Origin of the sequence: Streptomyces sp. NPDC006602, assembly GCF_042870385.1 — a bacterium.
Lineage (GTDB): Bacteria > Actinomycetota > Actinomycetes > Streptomycetales > Streptomycetaceae > Streptomyces.
The window spans coordinates 18,635-41,437 of the sequence record NZ_JBIAHG010000048.1; the positions used below are offsets into that span (position 1 = coordinate 18,635).

Here is a 22,803-nt window from a genome sequence, read left to right on the forward strand (position 1 = left end):
GGCATCCGAGGCCAGCCCTGGACGCGCCGGCACTGGCTTCCCCCTCTTACACAGGGAACAGAACGGTCCAACCGCCCCCCCCCGGCTAAGCCCCTCAGACAACCCGCACAGGCGCACATCCGCCAACAGCGCTGGAATGCCCGGCGTCCCCGCAGGCCCGGCGGTCGGTGCGGCTCGTTGACGACCGTCCGCGACGTGACAGCGCAACGTGCCGACGATGCTCATCGGCGCCAAGTCGGTCGGGTCTCGTCCGCAAGCGCACCTGCCGTTGAAAACGGGTCCGAGGTCTGCCCTCGGATCGGAAGGCAACGACAGCGCACGTTGTTTGGGACATGAGGGTTGTGTCTGGTCAGAGAGGATCCGCGAGGTGCGCCCTTTCCTCGGGGTCTACCTCGGCGCTGAGACCTGGTCCCTGGGCGAACGCCCAGCTGTGGAAGGAGGCTCGAACGCGCCTTGCCCCGCACTGAGCCCGCCCAGCAGGAGGTCACCGAGCTCGGAGAAGGCGTCGCCGGCGGTCAGCCCGGTCCTCTCCAGAAGAATCCCCGACTGGACCGCGTCGATGGTGACCGCTACGACATGGGCGGCGAAATGGCCGTTGAGCGCGCGGAAAACACCGGTCTGCACGCCCTCCTCGATCAGTTCGTGGACCCGGCGCGCCGCGGCGGCGGAGTTCGTGCGGTAGATCTGTGCGGTCGGCTCGTAACCGACCATGTCGTCGTAGAAGGCGTGGGAATGCCGCCGCATGGCCGTGCCGACGCCGGCGAGATAGACCCGGATGCGCTGTCTGGGGTCGGGCTCGGCCTGGACGGCCTGTTCGATCTCGGCTGTCGCATCCCGGAAGAAAGCGCGGGTGACCGCCAGGACCAGCTGTTCCTTCGTGGAGGCGAGGCTGTACAGCGTCGCCTTGGAGCACCCCAGGCGTTGGGCGAGCTCATCCATGGTCACCGCGGTGAAGCCTTCGGTCAGGATGATCGTCTCGGCCTGGCGCAGCAGTTGCTCCCGCCGACGTGTGTCGACGACCCGTCTGCGTGCCGTTCGGCGCGGGCGTCGGTCGCGCGAGTCAGGTTGGGCCGTCACCGCAGCAGTCTCCCATGAGCGTCTCCACCGAAAGTGGCGGGTGGTCGTCCGGACCGGAAGGCCGACCGAACGGGTACTAACGTACCGTCTAACGTACCCGCGTGGAGTGTCCCCCTCAGTGACGTTCAGACAAGGGTGTCTGACTGGCTCGTAGGCGACGTCCGCGGCAGCAGCGGATCACCTTCGACATAGAAGAGGACCTGGCTCTTTTGAGCTCCGGCCCCGGAAGCTCTCGTACGACCAGGGTGCCAGGCAACCTCGTACGCGGTGACGAACACACCCTGCGTCAGTACCTCCCGGTCCCAGGGACCATGACCGACGATCACGGCTTGCACAATTGCTGACCGGGTCGGCGGTGTGACTGATTTTCGACGATCACCCCGCACGGAGCAGTCGTGGGCGTCTTCCGCTACAGGGGTCCACCCGGCTCGATGTCACCACCACCGCGGTGGTGGTGACCCGCAGCATCGCTCGATATCAGTGATGCGCACGGTCACTAGCCCGGTCAGCGGGGCTGGGCGGGACCACGAAGACCGATGCAACGGCTGATCACCTGCTCGTCCGCCGGGTTCGCGGTTACCGGATGGAGGATCCGATGGAGATGCCGCCGTCCACGTCCAGGACGATGCCGGTGATGTAACCGGCGGCTTCGCTGGCGAGGAAGGCCGCGGCTTCGGCGATGTCCTCGGGGCGGCCGGTGTGGCGCATCGGGACCTTGTTCGTGAGTTTCTCGCGTGCGGGGCCGTTCATGGAGGCGAGCATAGGGGTCTCGATGAGGCCGGGGGCGATGGCGTTGGCGGTGATGCCGTGGCGGGCGCCCTCGAGTGCGAGGGTGCGGGTCATGCCGACGATGCCGGCCTTGGCGGCCACGTAGTTGGTCTGGCCGAAGTTCCCGCGCCATGACATGGAGGAGAAGCTGACGATGCGTCCGTAGCCCTGGCGTTTCATGGGGCCGAACGCGGCCCGGGCGCAGTGGAAGCCGCCGGTGAGGCTGACGTCGATGACCGCGTGCCAGTCGTCGTCGGTGATGTCCTCGACGCGGTTGTCGCGGATGATGCCGGCGTTGTTGACCAGCACGTCGAGGCGGCCGAGATCGGCGGTGACACCGGCGATCCAGGCATCGACCTGGGCGGAGTCTGTCACGTCCACCACGTCGGTGCGGAGCTTCGCGTCGTGGGCGTCGGCGATCGTCGCGTCGGCGTCGGTGAGGGCCTGTTCGTTGACGTCGGCCAGCGCGACGGTGGCGCCCTCTGCGGCGAACCGCCTCGCCATGGCGAGGCCGAGGCCTTGGGCGGCGCCGGTGATGGCGACGACGCGTCCGTGGTAGCGATTCACTTGGTGTCTGCTTTCGTGGTCCGGGGTGCGAGGAAGGCCCGCAGGGCGTCCGCCACCGAGCTCGCCTGCCAGTTGTCGGCGAAGGTGGCCAGTTCCTCGCGCAGGGCGTCCTCGGGGGGGATGCCGTCGATCCGGTGCAGGAGTGTCTTGAGCCGTTGCTGGGCGGGGCTGTGGCGGTCGGCCAACTGGTGGCAGATGTGGGTGGCGGTGGCGTCGAGGTCGGCCTCGGGCACGATCGCGCGGATCCAGCCGGTGTTCGCGAAGGCGGTCGCGGGCAGCAGTTCGCCGGTGAGCAGGAGCCAGCGGGACAGTCCGCGTCCGACCGCATCGGGCAGCCGGACGCTGGATCCGCCGGCCGGTACCAGCCGCCGGTTGAGGTGGCCGTCGCCGATGAGCGTGGTGTCGGCGGCGACGACGACATCGCAGGCCAGCGCGAGTTCGAGGCCCCCGGCGACGGCGTGACCGTGCAGCACGGCGACCCAGGGTTTCGGGCTGGCCGTGATGCGGCTGAAGCAGGCGGATAGGTCGGTCAGGAAGTCGACCGGGTTCTCGCCCCGCTCGTGCAGCTGAAGGAACTGGTGGAAGTCCCCGCCCGCGCAGAAGCTCGGCCCCCTGCCTGCCACGGCGATGACCGCTGTTCCGGCGTCGGCCTCGGCGCTGGTGATCTGCTTGTCGAGGGCTTCGATGAGGGTGACGTCGAGGGCGTTGCGCCGCTCGGGGCGGTTGAGCAGCAGCCACCGGACGGGGCCGCGTTGCTCGACGATGAGGGGATCCGTGTCGGTCACTGTGTCTCTCGGCTGGAAAGTTCGGTGCGCCGGCGGTTGCGCAGCAGGTAGCGCTGGGTCTTGCCGCTGGGCGTCTTGGGCAGGGCGTCGATGAAGTGGATCGAGCGCGGGTAGGCGTGGGCGGCGTACCGGGTCTTGACCAGCAGCTGGAGCTCCGCGGCCAGATCCGGTGAGGCGTCGGTGCCGTCGCGGAGGACGACATACGCCTCGATGACCTCGCCCCGTACGTCGTCGGGTGCGCCGATGACACTGCACTCGGCGACCGCGGGATGCTGGGCGAGGACGCTCTCGATCTCGAACGGCCCGATGCGGTAGCCGGCCATGATGATGACGTCGTCGTCGCGGGAGGAGAAGAAGAAGTCGCCGTCGGCGTCGATGCGCCCGGCGTCGCCCGTGAGGTACCAGCGGCCGTCGGCGGTGAATTTGGTGCCGCTCTGCCCGGGGATCTGGTAGTCGCGGAAGGTCATCAGCGGGCTGGCGGCGACGTCGATCGCGACCCGGCCGAGCACGCCTGGTCCGGCGGGTTCGTCCTTCTCGTCGGCCAGGACGGTGAGGCTCCAGCCGGGCAGCGGCCGGCCCATCGATCCGGCCTTGAGGGGGCGGGCGAGTTCGGGGTGGTGGTGGTTGGCCAGGGGCATGCCGACCTCGGTCTGGCCGAAGTGATCGTGCACGGCCAAGCCGAGCGTGGCGCCGGCCCACTCGTTGACCTCGGGGGTCAGTGGCTCGCCCGCGCTGGATGCCCGTTCCAGGCGCAGCCCCTGCGGCACCGGCACCGACGAGGAGCGCAGTCCCCGGTACACAGTCGGGGCGGCGGTGAAGTCGGTGACCTGGTGGTCGACGAGGGTGCGCCAGGTCGTCTCGGGGGAGAACCCGCCGGACAGCAGCAGGCTGGGGATACCGGCGGCCATCGGAGCGACGATGGCCGCGTACAGCCCGTAGGCCCAGCCGGGGTCGGCGGCGCACCAGTAGCTGCTGTCCCGGGTGACGCCGAGACCGTACTCCAGGTAGATCTGCCATCCGGCGATGTAGGAGACGGGATGCATGACGCCCTTGGGCTTGCCGGTGGTGCCGGAGGTGAACATGTGCACCAGAGGTCCGTCCCCGCTGGTGGTGACGGCGGGCACCGGCTCGGGCGACGCGACCGCGACGAGGTCGGCCAGCAGGACGTCACCGCGGGGCGTGCCGGTTCCGGTGACGACGACGCGGCGCTGGGGGTCGTCCGGCAGGTCGGGGCCCGGGTCGAGTTTGTGGCGCTGGTCCGGATCGACGACCACCACGTTCGCACCGGAGCCTTCCAGACGCAGCGCGATGGCCTGGGGCGCGAACGCGGTGAACAGCGGGACGTAGACCGCGCCGAGCCGCCAGATCGCAAGGATGAGGGTGACCAGGTCGGTGCTCTTGCCCATGAGGGTCGCCACCCGGTCGCCCGGGGCGACCCCAAGCCCTTGCAGCGCCCGGGCACAGCGGTGCGAGTCGGCGGCGAGCTCGCCGTAGGTGAGCGTGGAAGCTCCACCGGTGCCGTCGACAACAGTGAATGCCACGCGGTCGGCGGGGTGCTGGTCGCACAGCAACCAGGCCACGTCGAGGGAAGAAGCCGTGAATCGCGCGGTCAGCTCGGCGACCCGGTCGGCGGCGCTCATCGCTGGTCCTTCCGGTCGATGATCGGCAGGACCAGGCGGCTGGGGTGGTTCGGCCCGTGATGGATGTGGTTGACCGCCGGAATCATCTGATCCTCTCCCTCCCGGGCGATGACGCCACCGGTGTTGGTGTTGCGGTCGTAGCGCGGGAAGTTGCTGCTGGAGACGTCCAGGCGGATGCGGTGACCGGGAAGGAACACGTTGGAGGTGGCCGTCATGTCGACGGTGATCTCGTAGACCGTGCCGGGCTCCATCAGTTCTTCCGTGGCGAGGCCGCCTCGGTAGCGGGTGCGCAGGATCCCGTCGCACAGGTTGATCGCCTTGCCGTCGGGGGAGACGTCGACGAGCTTGGCGGTGAAGTCGGTGTCCACCGCCGAAGAGGAGACGAACAGGGTCAGGCTGACCGGGCCGGTCACCTCGACAGGCTCATCGAGTACCGGGCCGGTGAAGCACAGGACGTCCTCGCGGGCGGCGACGGTCCGCTGGTCGACCGGGCCGCAGAATCCAAAGGTCGTCGGCATGGACGCTCCGCCGGCCGAGGGAACCGGGCGGCGCGGGTCGTAGAGGTAGGTCTCGTGTCCGCCGCTGGTCGGCGGCTCGGTCGTCAACACGCCGTCGCCGCCCGCTGTGTTGGCGTGACCGGTGCTCGTGAGGTGGAAGTCGGTCCACCTCGTGTCGGGCAGCGGCCACTCCTGCTCGTCGCGCCACTGGTCGATGCCCATCACGAAGATCTTCACCGGCGCCACGCCGTCCAGAGCGGCGGTGTCGCCTCTGAGCCAGCGGTCGAAGAACTTCACATGCAGGCCGGTCAGGCCCAGCATGTCGGCACTGGCCAGCGGCCCGAAGGAGCGGTCGGGATAGACGCCACTCGTGGAGAGGTGATCCCACGGACCGATGATCAGCCGCTGCCCCTCACGCGCCTGCGCACTGCCTGCCTTCTGGCGGGCGGTGGTGTAGGTGCGCACGGTCTGCCCGATGTAGAGGTCGTACCAGCCGCCGATGTTGAGCGCCGGGGCGGTGACGTTCTTGAGCTCGGGCGTGAGCTCCATGGCATCCCAGTACCCGTCGTGGGACGGGTGGGCCATCCAGTCGTCCCACCACTTCCCGTACGCCGCCAGGACCGGAACCTCCGCCGTCGGCACCACATCGTTCAGCGGCTCCGGGAACAGGAACGCCTGCCCGAGCTGCTGCAGCTGGGACAAAGTGTCCTTGCCCGCGGCCAGGGACCGCTGCGCGTCAGCCGCGTACATCATGGCGTTCCACACCGTGACCAGGCTCAGTGAGAGCGCACCGCCTGCGGAGAACCAGGGCGCCTCGTAGTTGTCGATCGAGGTGAAGGCCGGTGCGATCGCCTTGAGGGCGGGGGCGCCGGTCACGGCGGTCTCCCACTGGACCATCCCGAGGTAGGACGCCCCGTACATGCCCACCGTGCCATCCGACCACGGCTGCTCGGCGATCCAGGCGACGGTGTCCTCGCCGTCGGCCCGGTCGGCCATATGCGGAACGAACTCGCCCTCCGAGCGGTGGGTGCCCCGGCAGTCCTGCACCACCACGGCGTAACCGGCCTCCAGCAAAGCGGGGAGGTTGGGCAGGATCCCCCCAAGAGTGATGCCCATCACGTCCTTGCCATACGGCATGCGCACGAGCAGCGTCGGAGCCTTCCCCTCGGCCGGATGCCACACGTTGGCGGCGAGGGCCACGCCGTCGCGCATCGGAACCCGGACGTCTATGTCGTATAGGTGCTGCATCGGTGCTCCTCGTTGAGCTGACGGCGTCGCCCCCGGATGTTGGGTACGTTAAGAGGTACGTTCGTACCCTGTCAATTACCGGAATTACCGGAGAGGAGGTCGGGCTCCCGCGATTCACCTGCGCGGGTTCCCCCGCCTGAGCTGGTGGACAGATCTCCCGATGACGGGATCCGGCGAGGGGCCCCAAGGGCCGCGAGGCGTGTCGATGCGTGGCGCCTCGCGCGAGCTCCTCAATGCCGCCGCGGTCGAGGGGCGGCTTTAGAGCGGGTTCAGGCAGGTGACAGTCGGCACAAGCCGGGGCCCTGGAGACGACGTCCGGGGTGGCCGTCCGGCCGATGAGCACCGGGCCCAGGTACTTCGTCGAGAATCTCAGGGAAGGACCGTTCGAGACGGTCGGCGTCGGCTGACGAGGCGAGGGCGGTGACTGAACCGCCCAGCGCCTCCATCGTGGCCGTCAACTGAAAGACCGCGTTGCCTGCCGCGGGACTTCGAGCCGGATGGTCATCGAGCAGGAGACGCTGGGCGTGCTCACGGGAAGGACCCTCGGGCCCTCATCTGTGCTGGCGCACGGCGGCCTGGAGGATGCCGCCGGTGGTGACGTATATGCCGTCGAGGGGTGCACTCAACGGGCACGGCTACGTGTCGGCGCCGACCTTGGCGGTGTCCAATTCGGCCTGCGGCGGCGTGGTGGTGCGGGAGTGCAGGACCTTGCGGGCCTGTTCGGTGTCGAAGTCGTTCTCCCACTTGCCGATCACGATGGTGGCGACGGCGTTGCCGAGGACGTTGATGAAGACGCGGCCCTCGTTGAGGATGCGGTCGATGCCGACGATCAGGGAGAGGGCGGCGAGCGGGATGTGGCCGACCGCGGTGACGGTGCTGGCGAGGACGATGAACGCGCCGCCCGCGATCCCGGCGGTGCCCTTGCTGGTGAGCATCATGACGCCGACCATGATCAGCTGCTGCTGCCAGGACAGGTCGATGCCCATGGCCTGGGCCAGGAAGAGGGAGGCCATCGTGAGGTAGACCGCGGAGCCGTCCAGGTTGAAGGAGAACCCGGAGGGGATGACGATGCCGACCACGGGCCGGCCGATGCCGAGGATCTCCAGTTTGCGTACCAGCTGGGGCAGGACGGCCTCGCTGGAACAGGTGCTGAGGGCGACGAGCAGTTCGGCCTTGAGGAAGCGGATGAGGCCGAACAGGCTCAGGCGGCAGGCCCGCATGATGGCGCCGAGGACGACCAGGACGTAGATGATGCAGGTCGCGGTGAACAGGATGATGAGGTAGCCGAGCTGTTTGAGGCTCTCGGCGCCGTAGGTGGCGACCACGGTGGCCAGCGCGCCGAAGGTGCCCAGGGGCGCGAGCCGCATCACCCAGCCCACGATGCGGAAGACGACGTCCGACAGCGCCTTGATGCCGCGGGTCAGCGGTGCCCCTTCTTCGCCGGCCATGTTCAGGGCCACACCGAAGACGATCGAGACCATCAGCGCGGCCAGGATCGCATCCCCGGTGATCGCGCCCAGCAGGGAGGCGGGGATGAGGGAGGAGATGAAGCCGGTGAAGGTGGCGTGCTCGGTGGCGGTCTTGGGCACGTCGTCGGCGTTCAGTGACGAGGAGTCGACGTGCAGGCCGGAGCCGGGCTGGAAGATGTTGGCGACGACCAGCCCGATCAGCATGGACGCCAGGGACAGGACGAGGAAGTAGCCGATCGCCTTCACACCGATCCGGCCCGCCTTGCGCAGGTTGTCCATGGAGGCGATGCCGGTGGTGACCACGCAGAAGACGACCGGGATCACGATCATCTTGACCAGCGCGATGAACCAGTCGTTGAGCGGCTTCAGATTCTCACCCAGCCCGGGCGCGAGGATGCCGACGGCGATGCCGAGGACGGCGGCCAGTACGACCTGGAACCACAGCTCACGTATGAGACGGCTCAGCCGTGACCGCTGAGGGCGGCCGGCGGTGGTGGTGCTTGTCATCGTTGGTGCTCCCTTGCACGACGATCGTGTGTAGCCCTGTCCCGTGGGGGGTGCGGGGACGCGACGCGGCTCGCGCCCCCTGTTTCGTGTGTGGCGCCTGTCTCGTGTGTGGCGCCCGTGTCCGGCGGTGCCGACCGACGGCGCCCGCCCGGTGGCGGGCGCGTCTGCGGTGGGGTGGCGGTCAGCTGTGCAGGGCGCGCAGCACCTTGTAGAAGGCGGCCTTGTTCTCGAAGCCGATGCCGGGGGTGTCGGTCAGGCGGACGCGGCTCTTGTCGACGACGGCGTCGTCGGCGAAGCCGCCGGTGGGCTGGAACTCGCCCGGGTAGGACTCGTTGCCGCCGAGTTTGAGGGCGGCTGCGATGTGCAGGGAGAACTGGTGCCCGCCGTGCGGGATGCAGCGCCTCGATGACCAGCCGTGCTGGCGGAGCATGTCCTGGATGCGCAGGTACTCCACCAGACCGTAGGAGAGCGCGGGGTCGACCTGGATGGTGTCGCGGTCGGGGCGCAGGCCGCCGTAGCGGATCAGGTTGCGGGCGTCCTGGAGGGAGAAGAGGTTCTCGCCCGTGGCGATGGAGCCGGTGTAGTGCTCGGCGACGGTGGCGTTGAGGTGGTAGTCGAGCGGGTCGCCGATCTCCTCGTACCAGAACAGCCCGTAGGGCTCGATGGCCCGCCCGTACTCCAGGGCCGTGTTGAGGTCGAAGCGGCCGTTGACGTCGACGGCCAGCCGGGAGCCGTCGCCGTCCAGGACGTCGATGACGGCCTCGATACGGCGCAGGTCCTCCGCCAGGTCGGCGCCGCCGATCTTCATCTTGACGACGTCGTAGCCCAGGTCGAGGAAGCCGCGCATCTCGTCCTGAAGGTCGGTGAGGGTCTTGCCCGGGGCGTAGTAGCCGCCGGCGGCGTAGACGAAGACGGAGTCGTCGGGCTGCCCGTCGCCGTAGCGCTCGGACAGATACCGGTACAGCGGCTTGCCCTCGATCTTGGAGGCAAGGTCGAACAGGGCCATGTCCACCACACCGACCGCGACCGAGCGCTCGCCGTGCCCGCCGGGCTTCTCGTTACGCATCATCACGTCCCAGGCCTTGGCGTGGTCCAGGCCGCCCCGCTCGTCGAGCAGGCTGCCGGGCTCGGCCTCGAGGAGGCGCGGCAGGATCCGGCGGCGCAGGATCTCTCCGGCGCTGTAGCGGCCGTTGGAGTTGAAGCCGTAGCCCACCACGGGCTTGCCGTCCCGGATGACGTCGCTCTCGATCGCCACGATCGAGCAGTCCATGGAGCTGAAGTCGATCCAGGCGTTGCGGATCGAGGAGCTGATCGGAACGACGCCCTCGTAGACGTTGGTGATCTTCACTGCGGAACCTCTCTAATATCTTATAAGATGCAAGGCCTGTTAGAGTGAGCTGGCCCGCTGCGGGATGTCAAGGGTGGAGAACCTCCGGAAAGGGACGGTCAGGGGGCCATGGCAGGACAGAACCTGTTCTTCAGCAAGAGCGACCTCGCCTACGCGGAACTCCGCGATCGGATCCTCTCCGGCACTCTCCCTGCCGGGTCACGGCTCGCCCAGTACGACCTCGCCGAGTCCCTCAACATGAGCATCACGCCCCTGCGCGAGGCCATCCGCCGCCTCAGCAGCGAAGGACTCGTCACCGTCGAAACCCATCGCGACGTCCGGGTCTCCGTCATGAACTCGAACGAAGCCCGTCAGCTTTTCGAGGTCCGCCTGTCCCTGGACCCGACCGCCGCCGAACTCGCCGCCCAGCGACGCACCGACGACGACATCGCCACCATGCAGGCCGCCGTCGACGAACTCCTCCCCGTCACCCGCCAATGGGGGGAAGAGGCACTCACGGCCCACCGCGCCTTCCACCAGGCGCTGTACCGGGCCTCCCACAACGACGTCCTCATCCGTCTCCTGGATGACCTGTGGGACAAGTCCGATCGCTACCGGCGCCTCGGCCTCGAGCTCCCGCCCGGTGACGAACCCCGCACCAGGGACCTACAGGAACACCACCAACTTGTCTCCCTCATCGTGGACGGCCGCGCCGCCGAAGCTGCCCAGCTGATGCGAGGCCACATCACCCACAGCCTCACCGCCACCGCCATCAGCGCCCTCGAAGACCGCGAGGGCCTTCGCGTGACGTAACGCGCGGCGACCGGCGCCGTCGTGATGCATGAGGGGAGAGGACTGATGGAAGTGCGTGAGCTGGAGTATTTCCTGGCAGTCGTCGACTCCGGCGGCTTCAACCGTGCCTTCGCCCTGCACGTCTCGCAGCCACCCCTAAAGCGGGGCGGTGGTTCAGCGCCCGGATCATCTCACGATTGGCCGCACGAGCCGCCTCAAGCTCTTCGGTGCGTTCGTCAAGTTCGCCCTGCGAAACGCACGTGCAGGCTGCCCGACCGCAGCGTCAGTAGGAGTTCGCCAACGGTGCGCTTGCCGGAAATCTCATCCGCGCAGTTCACGCGGCATGCTGGTACTCGTGGAGGATGCCGCCGAGGCGCTCGTGTTGTCGTATGTCAAGGCCAGCGATCTGGTCTGGATCGGTGATCGGCGCGGGTAACGGGTGCAGCGGGCGGGCGTTCGCAATGCCCTGGTGTGGCCGCCCGGGTTGACCGTACCTTCCTCTACCGCCACCGTGACCTGCTCGAACGCGTCCACGCCGCTGCCACTGCCCCGGCGGGGGAAGGAGTGATGACGGAAGTCAGCCGTGCCTCGCTGCAGACCGACCTGGCCAACGCCCTGGAACGCAACAACCGCCTGGCCGCCCGTGTGCGGCAACTGGAAAAACGCCTGTCTCAGTCGTTCGGGGCGAAGGTTTCAGTGGCCTTCTGTGGGTCCACTGCGGGCGTGAAGCTCGGCTGACCCGCGCTGTCAGCCCCGGAGCAGCTCGGCGAGCACCTCGGCTTCGCTGATTTCGGGATTCTTGGTTGCGGTGAGTAGCGTCAGGGTCCGGTCCCTGGCGAGGTCGCGCAGGTGCGCCAGCCCGTCTGAGTGCTGGGGATCTTTGAGTTCGCTCCGGTAGCGGCGGCGAAATTCCGCGAATCGTTCGGGGTCATGGCTGTACCACTTGCGCAGCTCCGTGGACGGCGCCACCTGCTTGCACCACTCGTCGAGGTGGGCTTTCTCCTTGGTCATTCCCCGGGGCCAGATCCGGTCGACCAGTACCCTGGCGCCGTCCGCCTGTGCCGGATCCTCGTAGACGCGGCGGACGTGCACCGTCCTCTTGTGTGCCATGGAGGGGCCCTCCTCGTGAGCTGAGCACTCCGCTTGTTCTCGGCGTCACACGTAGATACGAGAGATGATCTCGAGCCGCGCGACTTCGTCCGGTCCTGGGTAGGCCACCAGCACTGGCAGGCCGCTGGGATCTCGTCCCTCGATGACGGTGAAGCCGTCACCGTGCCTGGTGTTCACATGGTCGGACCGGGCTCTGAGCACGCGCTCACACCGCTGGAAGTCGTCGGGGCCGTCCGCCGTCCAGATCACGTACTGCGCGCCTACGTGGCCCACCGGGTGGGCAGCTTTCGAGCCCACGGCGCGTAGGTATACCTGGAAGCCGTTGTGTCCCACGAGCAACGCGGCAGTGGTGGTACGGACCCTGACCTCCATTTTCAGGAGCTCGCCGTAGAAGTCCGCCGAGGCGTCATGGTCGTGGACGAACACCACGACCGAGGCCAGCCGCGGCCCGCGCGTGTCTGGTGCGCTACCGGTCGAATCTGCGGGAATCGGCGCAGGGTGCGGGCCGGAGGACGCCGCCGCTTCCTGTGGATGTGCCATAAGGACCCTTCCGCCTTCGACCGCAGTTCGGGGGCTTCGTGTCCGGTTCGTGCTTCCGGTTCTACGCTACCCGGCCTGTGTCCTGCGCGCCGGAAGCGCCCGGCCGGCCCCTGAGCGGCGGCGGTGGGGGGTGTCAGCCCGGCCATGCAAGGAACCCTCCGATGATGGTGCCGTAGGCGAGGTGGGCGACGAGCGTGACGGCGGGTGTGCTGCGGCCGTAGTTGAGCATGAGGAAGCCGGGTGGTTCGAGCAGCGCGACGTGGGGGGCACTGGTTTGGGGTGTGCCCATGCGCGGGTGGACGAGGGGCAGCAGGATGTTGACCAGCGCGGTGGCGGCGAACAGGCCGTGGACGAGGCCGAAGACGCTGCCCAGCCACCAGCTGCTGTAGCCGATGGCGGCAAAAACCGCGTAGTACAGCAGGGCGAAGATCTGGCCGTTGAGGAAGTGGGCGCCGTAGCCGAGGGCTTTGGCGCGGGTCCGGTCGCTGGTGAAGGCGGTGCCGAGCAGGAACGGCAGGTCGATGCGGGTGAGGTTGAAGGCGTTGGCGGCGCGAAGGCTGGTGGTCAGTACCAGGGTGCCGACGAACCCGCCGGCCAGCGCGGCCCAGATGCTCATCGGGTGGCCTCCCCGATCGCGCAGGCGGCGCTGATCAGGGTCAGGTGGGACAGGCCCTGGGGCAGGTTGCCGAGGAACGCGCCGGTGGCGGGGTCGATCTCCTCGCTGTAGAGGCCGACATCGTTGGCCAGGGCCACGAGCTGGTCCATGAGATGGGCGGCCTCGTCGGCGCGGCCGCATCGGGCGAGGGATTCGGCGAGCCAGAAGGAGCAGGCAAAGAAGGCGCCCTCGCTGCCGGGGACGCCGTCGGAGCCGAGGTAGCGGTTGACGTAGGGGCCGTCCTGCAGGGTCTGCTGGATGGCGGCGAGGGTGCCGAGCATGCGCGGGTCGTCGGGCGGGCGGTAGCCGTGGAGCAGCCCGAGCAGGAGACCGGCATCCAGGTCGTCGCTGCCGGCAGCGCGCACGTAGGTGTTCAGCCGCGGGCTGAAGCATCGGTCGTCGACGAAGTCGGCGATGGCCTGTCGTTCGCGCCGCCACCGGGCCGCGTGTCGGTCGGGGATCAGATGCCGCTCGGCCAGGTCGAGAGCGCGGTCGAGGGTGATCCAGCACATCATCTTCGACTGAGTGAAGTGTTCGGGGTCGCTGCGCACCTCCCAGATGCCCGCGTCCGGCTGCTGCCAGATCGTGCAGATGAAGTCGGCGGTCTCGGCCAGTCTGCGGGCGATGTCAGCGTCGAGCCGGTGGCCGACGGTGGTGTACAGCCAGGCGGTCTGCAGCAGTTCCCCGTACGTATCGAGCTGCAGTTGGTCGGCGGCTGCGTTGCCGACGCGCACAGGCCCCGAGCCTCGGTAGCCCGACAGCGGAAGGGTCCTCTCGGGTGCCCGGCTGCCGCCGTCGAGGCAGTACAGGACGTGCAGGCGAGGGTGGGAGAGCTGGGAGGCGTGCATCAGCCACCAGAAGTAGCCGGTCGCTTCCGGCGCGCAGCCCAGTTTCAGGAAGGCGTCCAGGGTGAAGGCCGAGTCGCGGATCCAGCTGAAGCGGTAGTCCCAGTTGCGTTCGCCGCCGATGGATTCCGGCAGCGAGCAGGTTGCGGCGGCGGCGACCGCGCCGGAGGGGGCGAAGACCAGGAGCTTGAGAGCCAGGGCGCTGCGCAGTACCGCCTCGCGCCATGGCCCGGTGTAGGTACGCTCCTGCGTCCACTGTCGCCAGGTGGCGGTCGTGTGCTCCAGCCGGGCCTCGCACTCCGCGCGCGTGGGGAGGACCAGCGGTTCCTGGTATGCGTACGCCACCGTGATCAAGGCGTGGGTGCCGGTATCGGTTCGGAACTGGCCGGTGATGGCGTCGGCTGTGCACTGCGGTTGGCCGGCGTTGAAGGCGCAGACCCCGACCGCGTCCGGGCCGCAGGTGGCGACCGGGACGCCTGCCCGGCGTGCCAAGTGCGGTGGGCAGCCACCGTAGCCGAAGCGCGGCGTAACGCTCCACCGCATGGGGACGCTGCCCGCGAGGCCCTCGATCCGCCGGACCAGTTCCCGTCCGGGTGCCAAAGAGGTCGTGTCGGGAAGGGTCAGAGCGTCGGTGAGCCGGACGGTGCCGTCTGTGGTGGTGAACGTCGTCTCCAGCACGTTGGTGCCGGGCAGGTAGCGGCGGGCGGCGGAGTAGGGCACGTCGGGCTGGAGGAGGAATTTGCCGCCGCGAACGTGATCGAGCACGGCGGTGAACATGGCCGGCGAATCCAGGTCTGGCCAGGCCAGCCAGTCCACCGAGCCATCGCGGGCGATGAGCGCAGCGGAGCGGCCGTCCCCGATCACCGCGTAATCCCGCAGTTCCGCATACCCGTCCACCCGTGCTGACGCGGCAGCGGTGGAGTCAGGCAGGCTCGTCCGTCCACTGCACGGCGTGTCCGGCGCTGGCCGTGCCGGCCCCGGCCTGGAAGGCGTAGCAGTCATCGAAAGACACCCTTCCCTTGGGCCGGCCCGCTGGCCGAGGCCGCCAAGGGCCGTGTCGCTGTCGGCCGGGTTTGCCTGGATTGGCTACTCGCGAACACCGGCGGGAACAGGTGAGGTTGCCGCTCAAGAGGACAGCCGTTGTCGCAGTTCATCGACGTAGCCGTCGTAGGCCGCAGCGACATCTTCTAGATCGATCATCGCAGGGAGATCCATGACCGGTTGATGATCGAGCAGGAATGCGACCGTCTCCCGGATGACGAGTTGCTCGGCGGTGCTGTCGACGCCCAAGTCCTCCAGGACGTCGGGGCTGGCCCGCAACCGGGGCCCAGCCTCCCCCGAGTCTCCTGGGACCGAGAGCAGGTATTCGTGGTCCCCCAGTGACTGAACCTCGAAATCTAGGGAGTGATCAGACATATCGATACCTTACTCGCATGTTGGAAACCCGGAGTGCCGGCTCATTCTGCTGATGACGCCTGTGGGGTCGGCCAAGCGCCGCCGCGCGTGCTCCCGGCTGTTGGCGATACGGGCTGGCCTGCCGAAGGCTGTATGCGTACACCGGAGAACGCGAACCGCGGGCTTCATCGGCCGCCACGTGTCGAGGCGAAGCCGCCCTGGACAGTGGTGATGCCTAGTGCAACCTCCACGTGAACTTGCCGCCGCGTACCCACCGAACCACGCTCGGGTCATCGAGGTCGTGGACTGGGATACCAGCATCGGCGGCGGCGAGGAGCACGTCCGTCATTGATGTTGCCGCAGCGACCACCTCTCCGTCGATCTCCACGATGCGGAAGGGCGGATCGCCGGGCTGAACTCCCAGCACCGTGATCCGTGGTGCCGCGATATGAGGGCTCGAAACTTCGGTCATCCGATTCTCCTCAGGTGCGTAGTGACGTTCCTTCTTCGATCCGTGGGTCGGCTGCGGCAGCGTCCTGAGCGGGGCGGGCAGGGGTGAGGTGGGCGAGGCAGACATCGGGTTCGGCGAACGGCTCGAGCCTGTCAGCGGCGACGGGAGCGCGTAGCTCTGCCAGCGCGCCTCTCATGAGGCCCAGGTGGAGGGGGCACACGATCTGGCCGTATTCCTCGGCGAGTTCCAGGAAGGGGCAGTGCCGCAAACGGATGCGTTCGGGTGCTTCACCGGGGTTGCCGTCGGCCATCGGGTCGAAACCGAGGTCGGAGAGAAGTTCGGTGAGCCGGTCGACCGCTTCGTGATCGGTGACATCGTGGAATGGGGGTGCCGGTGGCATCAGGTGCTGCCCCCAGGCGCGGCCGGCTTCGATGGCTGCAGACTCGGCATCGGGCCCAGCAGATGCGAGTTGACTGAGCAGGATCCGGGCCAGCATTTGATAGCCGCGCTTGCCGCCACGGTCCATTCCTTTCCGGGGAGAGTAGACCGTGCGGGGGCGCCCAGGCCCGGACGATTCCTCCAGCGCCCAATCCACGGCGCCTTGCGTCACCAGCGCATCCAGGTGGAAGCGGACGGTGTTGGGATGGACGCCCACCGTTTCGGCGACGTCGTTGACGCCCACCGGTGCATCGGCGCTCCGCAGTGCGTCGAGCACGGCGCGGCGGCGTGGGGATTCGCGCTGATCGCCCTTCATGATCGCCGTCCTTTCGCCCCCCGGTCGCCCCTCTCCACCCAGCGGAGGACAGGGCGGCAGCGAACGCGTGGTCACGCTCGGTGGGCCTCAGCTTGACCGGTGCCGCATTCGGAGTCACCCCGTGGAGTCGGGACGGTCGAGGAGGTCGTCCAGAGGTACGCCGGGGTCGGCGAGCCGGGCGGGGTCGATCTGGTGCCTGGAGGTGACCAGGGCGCGGATCGGGTCCGTGACGTCCCAGACGTTGACGTTCATGCCCGCCAGTACGCGTGATTCGGCGAGCCAGAAGGCGATGAACTCGCGGGTCTCGGTTCGGCCGCGGAAGACCACCTGGTCGTATCCGCCGGGTTCGACGTAGCCGGTGTATTCCATGCCCAGGTCGTACTGGTCGGTGAAGAAGTACGGAACGCGGTCGTAGGTGACGTCCTGGCCGAGTATCGCCTTGGCCGCGGTCTGGGGCTGGTTGAGGGCGTTGGCCCAGTGTTCGACGCGGATGTGTTTGCCGAGCAGTGGGTGGAAGGCGCTGGCGACGTCCCCGGCGGCGTAGATGTGCGGGTGGGACGTGCGCAGGTGGGCGTCGACGCGGATGCCGTTGTCGACGTCAAGGCCGGCGGCGGTGGCGAGCTGGGTGTTGGGCGTGATGCCGACCCCGACGATGACCGCGTCGGCGTCGATGCGGCTGCCGTCGGCCAGCAGTACGCCGTTCGCCCTGCCTCCGGTGCCGGTGATCTCGGCGACCTGGACGCAGAAGCGCAGGTCGACCCCGTGATCGGTGTGCAGGTCGGCGAAGATCTGGGACACTTCGCGGCCCAGCACGCGCAGCAGAGGCAGCTCCGCGGCCTCCAGCACCGTGACCTCGAGACCGGCCGTACGGGCGGCGGCCGCGGTCTCCAGGCCGATCCAGCCGGCGCCGATCACCGCGATGCGGGATGCGGACTCGAAGGACTTCTTGATGCGGTCGCTGTCAGCGAGCCGGCGCAGGTAGTGCACCCCGTCGAGGTCGGCTCCGGGCACGGGCAGGCGGCGCGGTGAGGAGCCGGTGGTCAGGAGCAGCTTCGCGTAGCCGAGGCGGCTGCCGTCAGCGAGCGCCACCTCATGTCCGGACGGGTCGATCGCGGTGACGGTGGCACCCAGGCGCAGGTCGACGTCGTGCTCGGCGTACCACTGGGAAGGGTGGACGTAGACCGTGTCACGCTCGTCCTTGCCCAGCAGGTAGCCCTTGGAGAGAGGCGGCCGTTCGTAGGGACGCTCATTCTCCTCTCCGAGCAGCACGATCGGGCCGTCGAAGCCCTCTTCCCGGAGGGTTTGCGCTGCCTTCGCACCGGCCAGACCGGCTCCGACGATCACGAATGCTGTGGTCGCGGCCATATTCCTCTCCTCTGCTGCGTTGGCTCTGTCGGCAGAGCAATGGCGGTCTGTTCGGCGAGCTGGTCCCTGCCGGCGTCGCATGTGGCCGGCCCGTCGTCGATGGCGCTGCGCTGCCGGCGATTGATTTGCCCCCGGTGTGTCCGCCGACCGGTGGTCGCAGGAAGTCGCTCCCCAGGGATCGTCCGGTCGGCGACCGGATGTGTCAGGCGGCGGCGCGCTTGGTGCGCAGTTCGGCATCCATCTGCTCGAACAGCTCATTGCCGGAGGCCGTGAACTTAGCGACGCCCTCGTCCTCCAGCACCCGCACCACGTCGTCATAGGACACTCCGACAGCCTCCAGGCCATCGAGCACCTGCTGGGCTGCCGCATAAGTGCCATGGATGGTGTCGCCCTGGATGCGGCCGTGGTCCGCGACCACGCGCAGGGTCTGCTCCGGCATGGTGTTGACCACCCTGGGCGCCACCAGTTCGTCGACGTAGCGGGTGTCGTCGTAGGAGGGGTCCTTCACCCCGGTGGAGGCCCACAGCGGGCGTTGGGGGCGCATCCCGGCCGCCGCCAGCGCCTTCCACCGGGGTGAGGCGCACGCCTGCTCGAAGTGCTCGTAGGCCAGGCGCGCGTTCGCGATCGCAGCCCGCCCCCGCAGCGCTCGTGCCTCCTGCGTGCCGATCTTGTCCAGTCTGCTGTCGACTTCGGTGTCCACCCGGCTGACGAAGAAGGAGGCCACCGACGCGATGGACGCCAGGTCACGCCCCGCCGCATGCGCCTCGTCCATGCCGTCCAGAAAGGCGCGAAGCACCTGGTCGTATCGGTCCAGAGAGAAGATCAGCGTCACGTTGATACTGATGCCCTCGGCGAGCGCCGTGCTGATCGCCTCCAGACCCTTCTGCGTGGCAGGGATCTTCACGAACAGGTTCGGCCGGTCCACCAGCCACCACAGGGCCCGTGCCTCGGCGATCGTTGCCGCCGTATCGTGAGCGACGCGCGGGTCCACCTCGAGCGACACCCGCCCGTCCACCCCGTCACTGGCCTCGTACACCGGGCGCAGTACGTCACAGGCCCAGCGCACGTCGAACGCGGTCAGCAGCCTGACGGCTTCCTCGACCCGCACCCCGCGCCGGGCAAGATCACCAACCTGCTCGTCGTGGCGGGCACCTGAGCGGATCGCCTTGGCGAAGATCGTCGGATTGCTGGTGATGCCCACCACCCGCTGGTCACGCACCAAGTCGGCCAGCCCGCCACCGGCGAGCCGCTCCCGGCTCAGATCATCCAGCCAGACCGCTACGCCTTCGGCGGCCAGGCGGTCCAGGTTCTCACTCATGGTCTTCTCCCTTGCGTCGCTTCACGCCATGCCGTCGACGTGCTGCCCGCATCCTCTGCGGGCCAGGCACAGATCTCCTTCGCATACACCTCGGTGGCGGGGTCGGGCACGCTCGCACCGCCGGATACGGCGCGCAGCTCCACACAGCACCGGCCCGGACGGGCAGCGAGGACCGCGCCGATCCCGACGGCCTGCAGTCCCCGTATGAGTCCTCCTGTGACGGCTTCGGCGATGAGTACGACGAGAAGCACGTCGGTCAGTCGCAGACCGCCGGCTTCGCTCTGCCCGGTGATGCGCATGAGAACCATCAACACCAGAGAGACGACCGCACCGCGGATGAGTAGTTCCAGGACCGGAGTCTCAAGTATCTCCATTGCGCCCATATCGGGCATGTGCTCTGCCTGCCCCGTCCGGTGGGCTGAGATCGGCGCGCTGCGCCGGGCCGGACGGTGATCAGCGGCTGAGGTTGCCGAAGCCATCTGCGAGCTTCCGCGATGCCCGTTGCAGTGCTGGTTCCAAGGCGGGTGAGCGGGACGCTGTCGCTCACCCGCCAGGATGTGCGAGGGGGTTCGGGTCAGCGGGGCTGCCGCTTGGCGTGGTGCCGCTCGGCGAGCCGGGCCAGGGCGACGGCGCCGAGCAGGAGTCCGAAGTCGCGCAGGGCGATGTCGTAGTGGGCTGGGCTGGTCAGCAGGTTGACGATGATGCCGGCGAGCCACCCGGCCACCAGCCAGCCCCCGAACCGCGGGGCCACGGCGACGGTGATGCCTGCGACGATCTCGATGACGCCGACGGCGTACATGGCGGCCTGGGCGCTGCCCGGAACCAAGTCGTTGATCCACGGGGCGAGGTAGGCCGGCCAGTCCACGAGCAGGTTCGTGAACTTGTCCAGGCCGAACAGGACCGGGGCCACGGTGAACCCCGTCCGCAGGATCCAGAACGCCTGGTCGGCGGGGTCGGCGGCCAGGGCGCGCCGGGGTGTGACCGGCGCGGTGGTGGTGGTCGACATGACGCGCTCCTTCTATCGACAACATTCACTATCGATAGAAGCGCGCCCCGTCTCTTTAGTCAATGGCTGTTGGTTTTACACTGGTGTTCGTGGACCACTCGAAGGAAGCACCCGGTGACGTTTCCGCAGTCGCGGCTCTGGACGAGCCGACGCGTCGGCGGCTGTACGAGCACGTGGTGCGTCAGTCCGCTCCGGTCGGCCGGGACGAGGCGGCCCAGGCCCTCGGGCTGGCGCGGCAGACGGCGGCCTTCCACCTGGACCGGTTGGCCGATCAGGGGCTGCTGGAGGTGGTGTACGAGCGGCGCAGCGGGCGCAGCGGCCCCGGCGCGGGCCGGCCCGCGAAGCTGTACTGCCGCTCGGGCAGACAGGTCAGTGTCAGCCTTCCCGAGCGGCACTACGAGCTGGCCGGGCGGCTGCTGGCCCGCGCGGTCGAGGAATCCGAAGCGACAGGCGAGCCGGTCCGTGTGGTGCTGCACCGCAAGGCGACGGAACTGGGCGAGCAGCTGGGCGCGCAGGAAGCCACCAGCGTGACGGACCTGCTGGAGCGCCACGGCTTCGAGCCGCGCCACGACGGGGACGCGATCGTGCTGGGCAATTGCCCCTTCCATGTGCTGGCGCGTGAGCACACCGAGACGGTGTGCGGGATGAACCTGCATCTGCTGCGCGGGGTGCTGAAGGCGTTGAGCGGGAGCGGACTCGAGGCGTGCCTGGCACCGGTGTCGGGCCGGTGCTGCGTCCGTCTGCAGCCGGCTTCCCCAACTGGCAGTCAAGCGGCGTGAGTGACTGGCGGTGTGACGTCGACCGGTCCGCGTCACGGCACACGGCCGGCCTGCGGCGTGCCCGACTTGTTGGCGGTCATGCCCTATGTCGGCAGGCCGAGTCATGGATGTTCGGTGGTCCTCATCCGCCGTCGGCTAGGGGGTGGGGATGGCGCCGGAGGTGACGCCGTCGGCCCTGGCTGCGTCGGCGACGGCCTCTGCCGCGGCTTCTGCGGCCTGTGCCGCGTCGGTGGTGGCCTTCGAAGCGCTGTCGTCCGAGGGTTTTCGCGGGTGGCCGGTGACTGGGGAAGCACCTCGCTGAAGGCGCGCGACACGCCCTGGAGTGCGGAGTTGACCTCGCTGGGGGATCACCCAGAAGGTGCTGCCCGAGCCCTGCGCGAGTTGGGGCAGCATCTGGAGATACTGGTAGGCGAGCAGCTTGGGATCGGGGTCGTTGCGGTGCACGGCCTGGAACACCTCGTCGATAGCCCGGGACTGGCCCTCGGCCTGGAGGATCGCGGCAGTGCGGTTGCCCTCCGCGCGAAGGACGGCAGCCTGCTTGTCGCCTTCGGCGGTGAGAATCTGCGACTGGCGCTGCCCCTCGGCCGCCGGTGCCTGGGCCCAAGGACAAAGTGCCTTTCGACACACGGGGGCGCCTGCACTGAAGGCCCCACAGGCGAACGGGAACGGCCGGATTGCCCAGTCGCGAATTGTGGCCGGGCCGGAGTAGGGGCGAGCGCGGCCCGAGCCGCGATCAGGCGGGCGGAGCTGCCAGGTGCTGGTCCGTTATCCCTCCAGGACAGGCCAGCCCGGCCACGTCCCAGTTGGCGCGCCCGGCTCCGGCCCGGTAGGCACTGTCGTAGAAGGCGAGCACGGCAGCGCGCGGGTCTGGCTCAGCGCGGGTCGTCGGGCACGTCGAACGTGATGGTCTGCTCGTTGGCTGCCTTCTCCGCCGCACTCAGCCGCTCGATCTTGTACTTCTCGTCCAGGACCTTGGCCTTCAGCCCCCAGGACAGCGCGCGAGCCCGCATCCCGTTGTCCCCGGTGACCACCGTGACCGGTGCGGGGGCGATGGCCTGCAGCAGATAGCAGGCGCGCGCGACGATCCCATCGTCGTTGTTCGGCAGCCGCACGTGCCCGGGCTCGTCCAGGAGGATGTCGACGACGGTGTCCTCGTGCACCACCGCGTGGCCGTCGGCCTCGATCTGGGCCAGGGTCTGCTCCAGCAGCGCGAAGACGGCGCGCGCCCGCTTCCGGACACCGGTGTCGCGGGTGTCGACGACTTCTTGTCGATCTCGTCGATCACGACGTGCGGGATCATCACGGATGTGCCGCGGCCGAAGAGCCGCTGCCACGGGATCTTGTCGAAGGGCATGTAGTGCAGCAGGTCGTTGGTGTCCAGCACGACCGTCCGCACCTGGTGGCGGGGGAAGCGTTCCTGTGTCCGGCGCAGTTCGTTGGCCAACTCCATGAAGTGACTGCGAAGTTCCTGCAACTCGGTGTTCATCAGGAACGTGTGCCGGTCGGCGGTGAACTGACCGTGCATGATCGCGTTGTACCGCTCGCCCCGCAGCCGGGTCGCCACCGATCGGTCGGCGAACACCTCCAGCAGCTCGGTCCCGGCCTGAAGTGTTCACTCGTCGTACATGCGCAGCATCCGAGCGAAAGCGTCCCAGTGTTCCTGGGGCATGCCGGTCACCGTGGTGCCGACAACATGCGGTACGGAGTTCTGGACGTCGTTGAGCCCTTGGCCGGTCAGGCGGTCCAGCAGCGTGATCGTCTCAACGCAGGTCGTTCCGAGCCTCAACAGCATGCAAGTGCTCCTCACGGTACGGTCTGAACCGCCCCGGGTTCGGTAGAGATCTCAGATTGTGGTTGTGACCTGGGGTTTCGTGGATTGCATGTAGTGGTTGGTCTCGTATTCGACGG

Annotated in this window: 24 protein-coding genes and 2 pseudogenes; 4 read left to right on the forward strand and 22 right to left on the reverse strand. The window is 68.4% G+C overall.

The annotated features are described in order from the left end of the window. Positions 1-387: 387 nt before the first annotated feature. The 7 genes from ACFYO2_RS45330 to ACFYO2_RS45360 form a co-directional block, all read right to left on the reverse strand. Entirely contained in the window at positions 388-1,077 is a 690-nt protein-coding gene (locus tag ACFYO2_RS45330) for a TetR/AcrR family transcriptional regulator (protein WP_388362215.1), read from the reverse strand. Between the two features lie 576 nt (positions 1,078-1,653). Continuing rightward, on the reverse strand, positions 1,654-2,412 hold the full coding sequence (locus ACFYO2_RS45335; protein WP_388362218.1) for an SDR family oxidoreductase: 759 nt from the start codon (positions 2,410-2,412) through the stop codon (positions 1,654-1,656). Beyond that, positions 2,409-3,197: an enoyl-CoA hydratase/isomerase family protein gene (locus tag ACFYO2_RS45340; RefSeq protein ID WP_388362221.1), complete on the reverse strand. Its 789-nt coding sequence runs from the start codon at positions 3,195-3,197 to the stop codon at positions 2,409-2,411. The genes ACFYO2_RS45335 and ACFYO2_RS45340 overlap by 4 nt, the downstream gene beginning before the upstream one ends. Then, entirely contained in the window at positions 3,194-4,837 is a 1,644-nt protein-coding gene (locus tag ACFYO2_RS45345) for an AMP-binding protein (RefSeq protein ID WP_388362223.1), read from the reverse strand. Before ACFYO2_RS45345 ends, ACFYO2_RS45340 begins: the two co-directional genes overlap by 4 nt. Beyond that, a complete protein-coding gene (locus tag ACFYO2_RS45350) occupies positions 4,834-6,582 on the reverse strand; it encodes a CocE/NonD family hydrolase (protein ID WP_388362225.1) in 1,749 nt (582 codons plus the stop codon). Before ACFYO2_RS45350 ends, ACFYO2_RS45345 begins: the two co-directional genes overlap by 4 nt. Positions 6,583-7,217: 635 nt before the next feature. After that, the gene (locus ACFYO2_RS45355) at positions 7,218-8,558 is read right to left on the reverse strand and encodes a cation:dicarboxylate symporter family transporter (RefSeq protein WP_388362227.1); all 1,341 of its coding nucleotides are present in this window, start codon (positions 8,556-8,558) and stop codon (positions 7,218-7,220) included. A 181-nt stretch (positions 8,559-8,739) separates the two neighbouring features. Next, a complete protein-coding gene (locus tag ACFYO2_RS45360) occupies positions 8,740-9,906 on the reverse strand; it encodes a mandelate racemase/muconate lactonizing enzyme family protein (RefSeq protein WP_388362230.1) in 1,167 nt (388 codons plus the stop codon). Positions 9,907-10,014: 108 nt separating this feature from the next. On the opposite strand from ACFYO2_RS45360, the gene ACFYO2_RS45365 reads away from it, so the two are divergent. The 3 genes and pseudogenes from ACFYO2_RS45365 (at position 10,015) to ACFYO2_RS45375 (ending at position 11,415) form a co-directional block, all read left to right on the forward strand. Then, on the forward strand, positions 10,015-10,698 hold the full coding sequence (locus ACFYO2_RS45365; RefSeq protein ID WP_388362232.1) for a GntR family transcriptional regulator: 684 nt from the start codon (positions 10,015-10,017) through the stop codon (positions 10,696-10,698). Between the two features lie 45 nt (positions 10,699-10,743). Further along, positions 10,744-10,842: pseudogene (locus tag ACFYO2_RS45370) on the forward strand (LysR family transcriptional regulator); the annotation flags it as partial. A gap of 402 nt (positions 10,843-11,244) precedes the next feature. Then, the gene (locus ACFYO2_RS45375; protein ID WP_388362235.1) at positions 11,245-11,415 is read left to right on the forward strand and encodes a hypothetical protein; all 171 of its coding nucleotides are present in this window, start codon (positions 11,245-11,247) and stop codon (positions 11,413-11,415) included. A 9-nt stretch (positions 11,416-11,424) separates the two neighbouring features. Here ACFYO2_RS45375 and ACFYO2_RS45380 read toward each other — a convergent pair whose 3' ends face one another. The 11 genes from ACFYO2_RS45380 to ACFYO2_RS45430 all read right to left on the reverse strand — a co-directional run bounded on the left by ACFYO2_RS45380 (position 11,425) and on the right by ACFYO2_RS45430 (position 20,116). Continuing rightward, positions 11,425-11,787, reverse strand: a complete 363-nt coding sequence (locus tag ACFYO2_RS45380) for a DUF488 domain-containing protein (RefSeq protein ID WP_388362238.1) — start codon at positions 11,785-11,787, stop codon at positions 11,425-11,427. Between the two features lie 45 nt (positions 11,788-11,832). Beyond that, positions 11,833-12,327, reverse strand: a complete 495-nt coding sequence (locus ACFYO2_RS45385; RefSeq protein ID WP_388362240.1) for a VOC family protein — start codon at positions 12,325-12,327, stop codon at positions 11,833-11,835. 133 nt (positions 12,328-12,460) lie between these two features. After that, on the reverse strand, positions 12,461-12,943 hold the full coding sequence (locus ACFYO2_RS45390) for a hypothetical protein (RefSeq protein ID WP_388362243.1): 483 nt from the start codon (positions 12,941-12,943) through the stop codon (positions 12,461-12,463). Further along, positions 12,940-14,724, reverse strand: coding sequence for a glycoside hydrolase family 15 protein (locus tag ACFYO2_RS45395; protein WP_388362245.1), 1,785 nt, complete (start codon positions 14,722-14,724; stop codon positions 12,940-12,942). The genes ACFYO2_RS45390 and ACFYO2_RS45395 overlap by 4 nt, the downstream gene beginning before the upstream one ends. Before the next feature lie 228 nt (positions 14,725-14,952). Further along, positions 14,953-15,243: a hypothetical protein gene (locus ACFYO2_RS45400; protein WP_388362247.1), complete on the reverse strand. Its 291-nt coding sequence runs from the start codon at positions 15,241-15,243 to the stop codon at positions 14,953-14,955. Positions 15,244-15,457: 214 nt separating this feature from the next. Next, complete coding sequence (locus ACFYO2_RS45405; protein ID WP_388362250.1) at positions 15,458-15,694, reverse strand: hypothetical protein; 237 nt, start codon at positions 15,692-15,694, stop codon at positions 15,458-15,460. Positions 15,695-15,704: 10 nt separating this feature from the next. Continuing rightward, positions 15,705-16,427, reverse strand: coding sequence for a helix-turn-helix transcriptional regulator (locus tag ACFYO2_RS45410; RefSeq protein ID WP_388362252.1), 723 nt, complete (start codon positions 16,425-16,427; stop codon positions 15,705-15,707). A gap of 114 nt (positions 16,428-16,541) precedes the next feature. Further along, complete coding sequence (locus ACFYO2_RS45415; RefSeq protein ID WP_388362254.1) at positions 16,542-17,792, reverse strand: NAD(P)/FAD-dependent oxidoreductase; 1,251 nt, start codon at positions 17,790-17,792, stop codon at positions 16,542-16,544. 202 nt (positions 17,793-17,994) lie between these two features. Beyond that, positions 17,995-19,110: a transaldolase gene (tal, locus tag ACFYO2_RS45420; RefSeq protein ID WP_388362257.1), complete on the reverse strand. Its 1,116-nt coding sequence runs from the start codon at positions 19,108-19,110 to the stop codon at positions 17,995-17,997. Beyond that, the gene (locus ACFYO2_RS45425) at positions 19,107-19,502 is read right to left on the reverse strand and encodes a hypothetical protein (RefSeq protein ID WP_388362260.1); all 396 of its coding nucleotides are present in this window, start codon (positions 19,500-19,502) and stop codon (positions 19,107-19,109) included. The genes tal and ACFYO2_RS45425 overlap by 4 nt, the downstream gene beginning before the upstream one ends. Before the next feature lie 182 nt (positions 19,503-19,684). Next, positions 19,685-20,116 (reverse strand): hypothetical protein, encoded by a 432-nt coding sequence (locus ACFYO2_RS45430; RefSeq protein ID WP_388362262.1) that lies wholly within the window; start codon positions 20,114-20,116, stop codon positions 19,685-19,687. 83 nt (positions 20,117-20,199) lie between these two features. Here ACFYO2_RS45430 and ACFYO2_RS45435 point away from each other — a divergent pair, with 83 nt between their 5' ends. Further along, positions 20,200-20,895 (forward strand): helix-turn-helix transcriptional regulator, encoded by a 696-nt coding sequence (locus ACFYO2_RS45435; RefSeq protein ID WP_388362276.1) that lies wholly within the window; start codon positions 20,200-20,202, stop codon positions 20,893-20,895. Positions 20,896-21,030: 135 nt separating this feature from the next. On the opposite strand, the pseudogene ACFYO2_RS45440 reads toward ACFYO2_RS45435, so the two are convergent. The 4 genes and pseudogenes from ACFYO2_RS45440 to ACFYO2_RS45455 all read right to left on the reverse strand — a co-directional run. Further along, positions 21,031-21,480, reverse strand: a pseudogene (locus tag ACFYO2_RS45440) (SPFH domain-containing protein); the annotation flags it as partial. Between the two features lie 148 nt (positions 21,481-21,628). Then, positions 21,629-21,832, reverse strand: a complete 204-nt coding sequence (locus tag ACFYO2_RS45445) for a DUF5996 family protein (protein WP_388362265.1) — start codon at positions 21,830-21,832, stop codon at positions 21,629-21,631. Further along, a complete protein-coding gene (locus ACFYO2_RS45450; protein WP_388362268.1) occupies positions 21,768-22,229 on the reverse strand; it encodes a PIN domain-containing protein in 462 nt (153 codons plus the stop codon). The genes ACFYO2_RS45445 and ACFYO2_RS45450 overlap by 65 nt, the downstream gene beginning before the upstream one ends. A gap of 278 nt (positions 22,230-22,507) precedes the next feature. After that, complete coding sequence (locus tag ACFYO2_RS45455) at positions 22,508-22,687, reverse strand: hypothetical protein (protein WP_388362271.1); 180 nt, start codon at positions 22,685-22,687, stop codon at positions 22,508-22,510. Between the last annotated feature and the right edge of the window lie 116 nt (positions 22,688-22,803).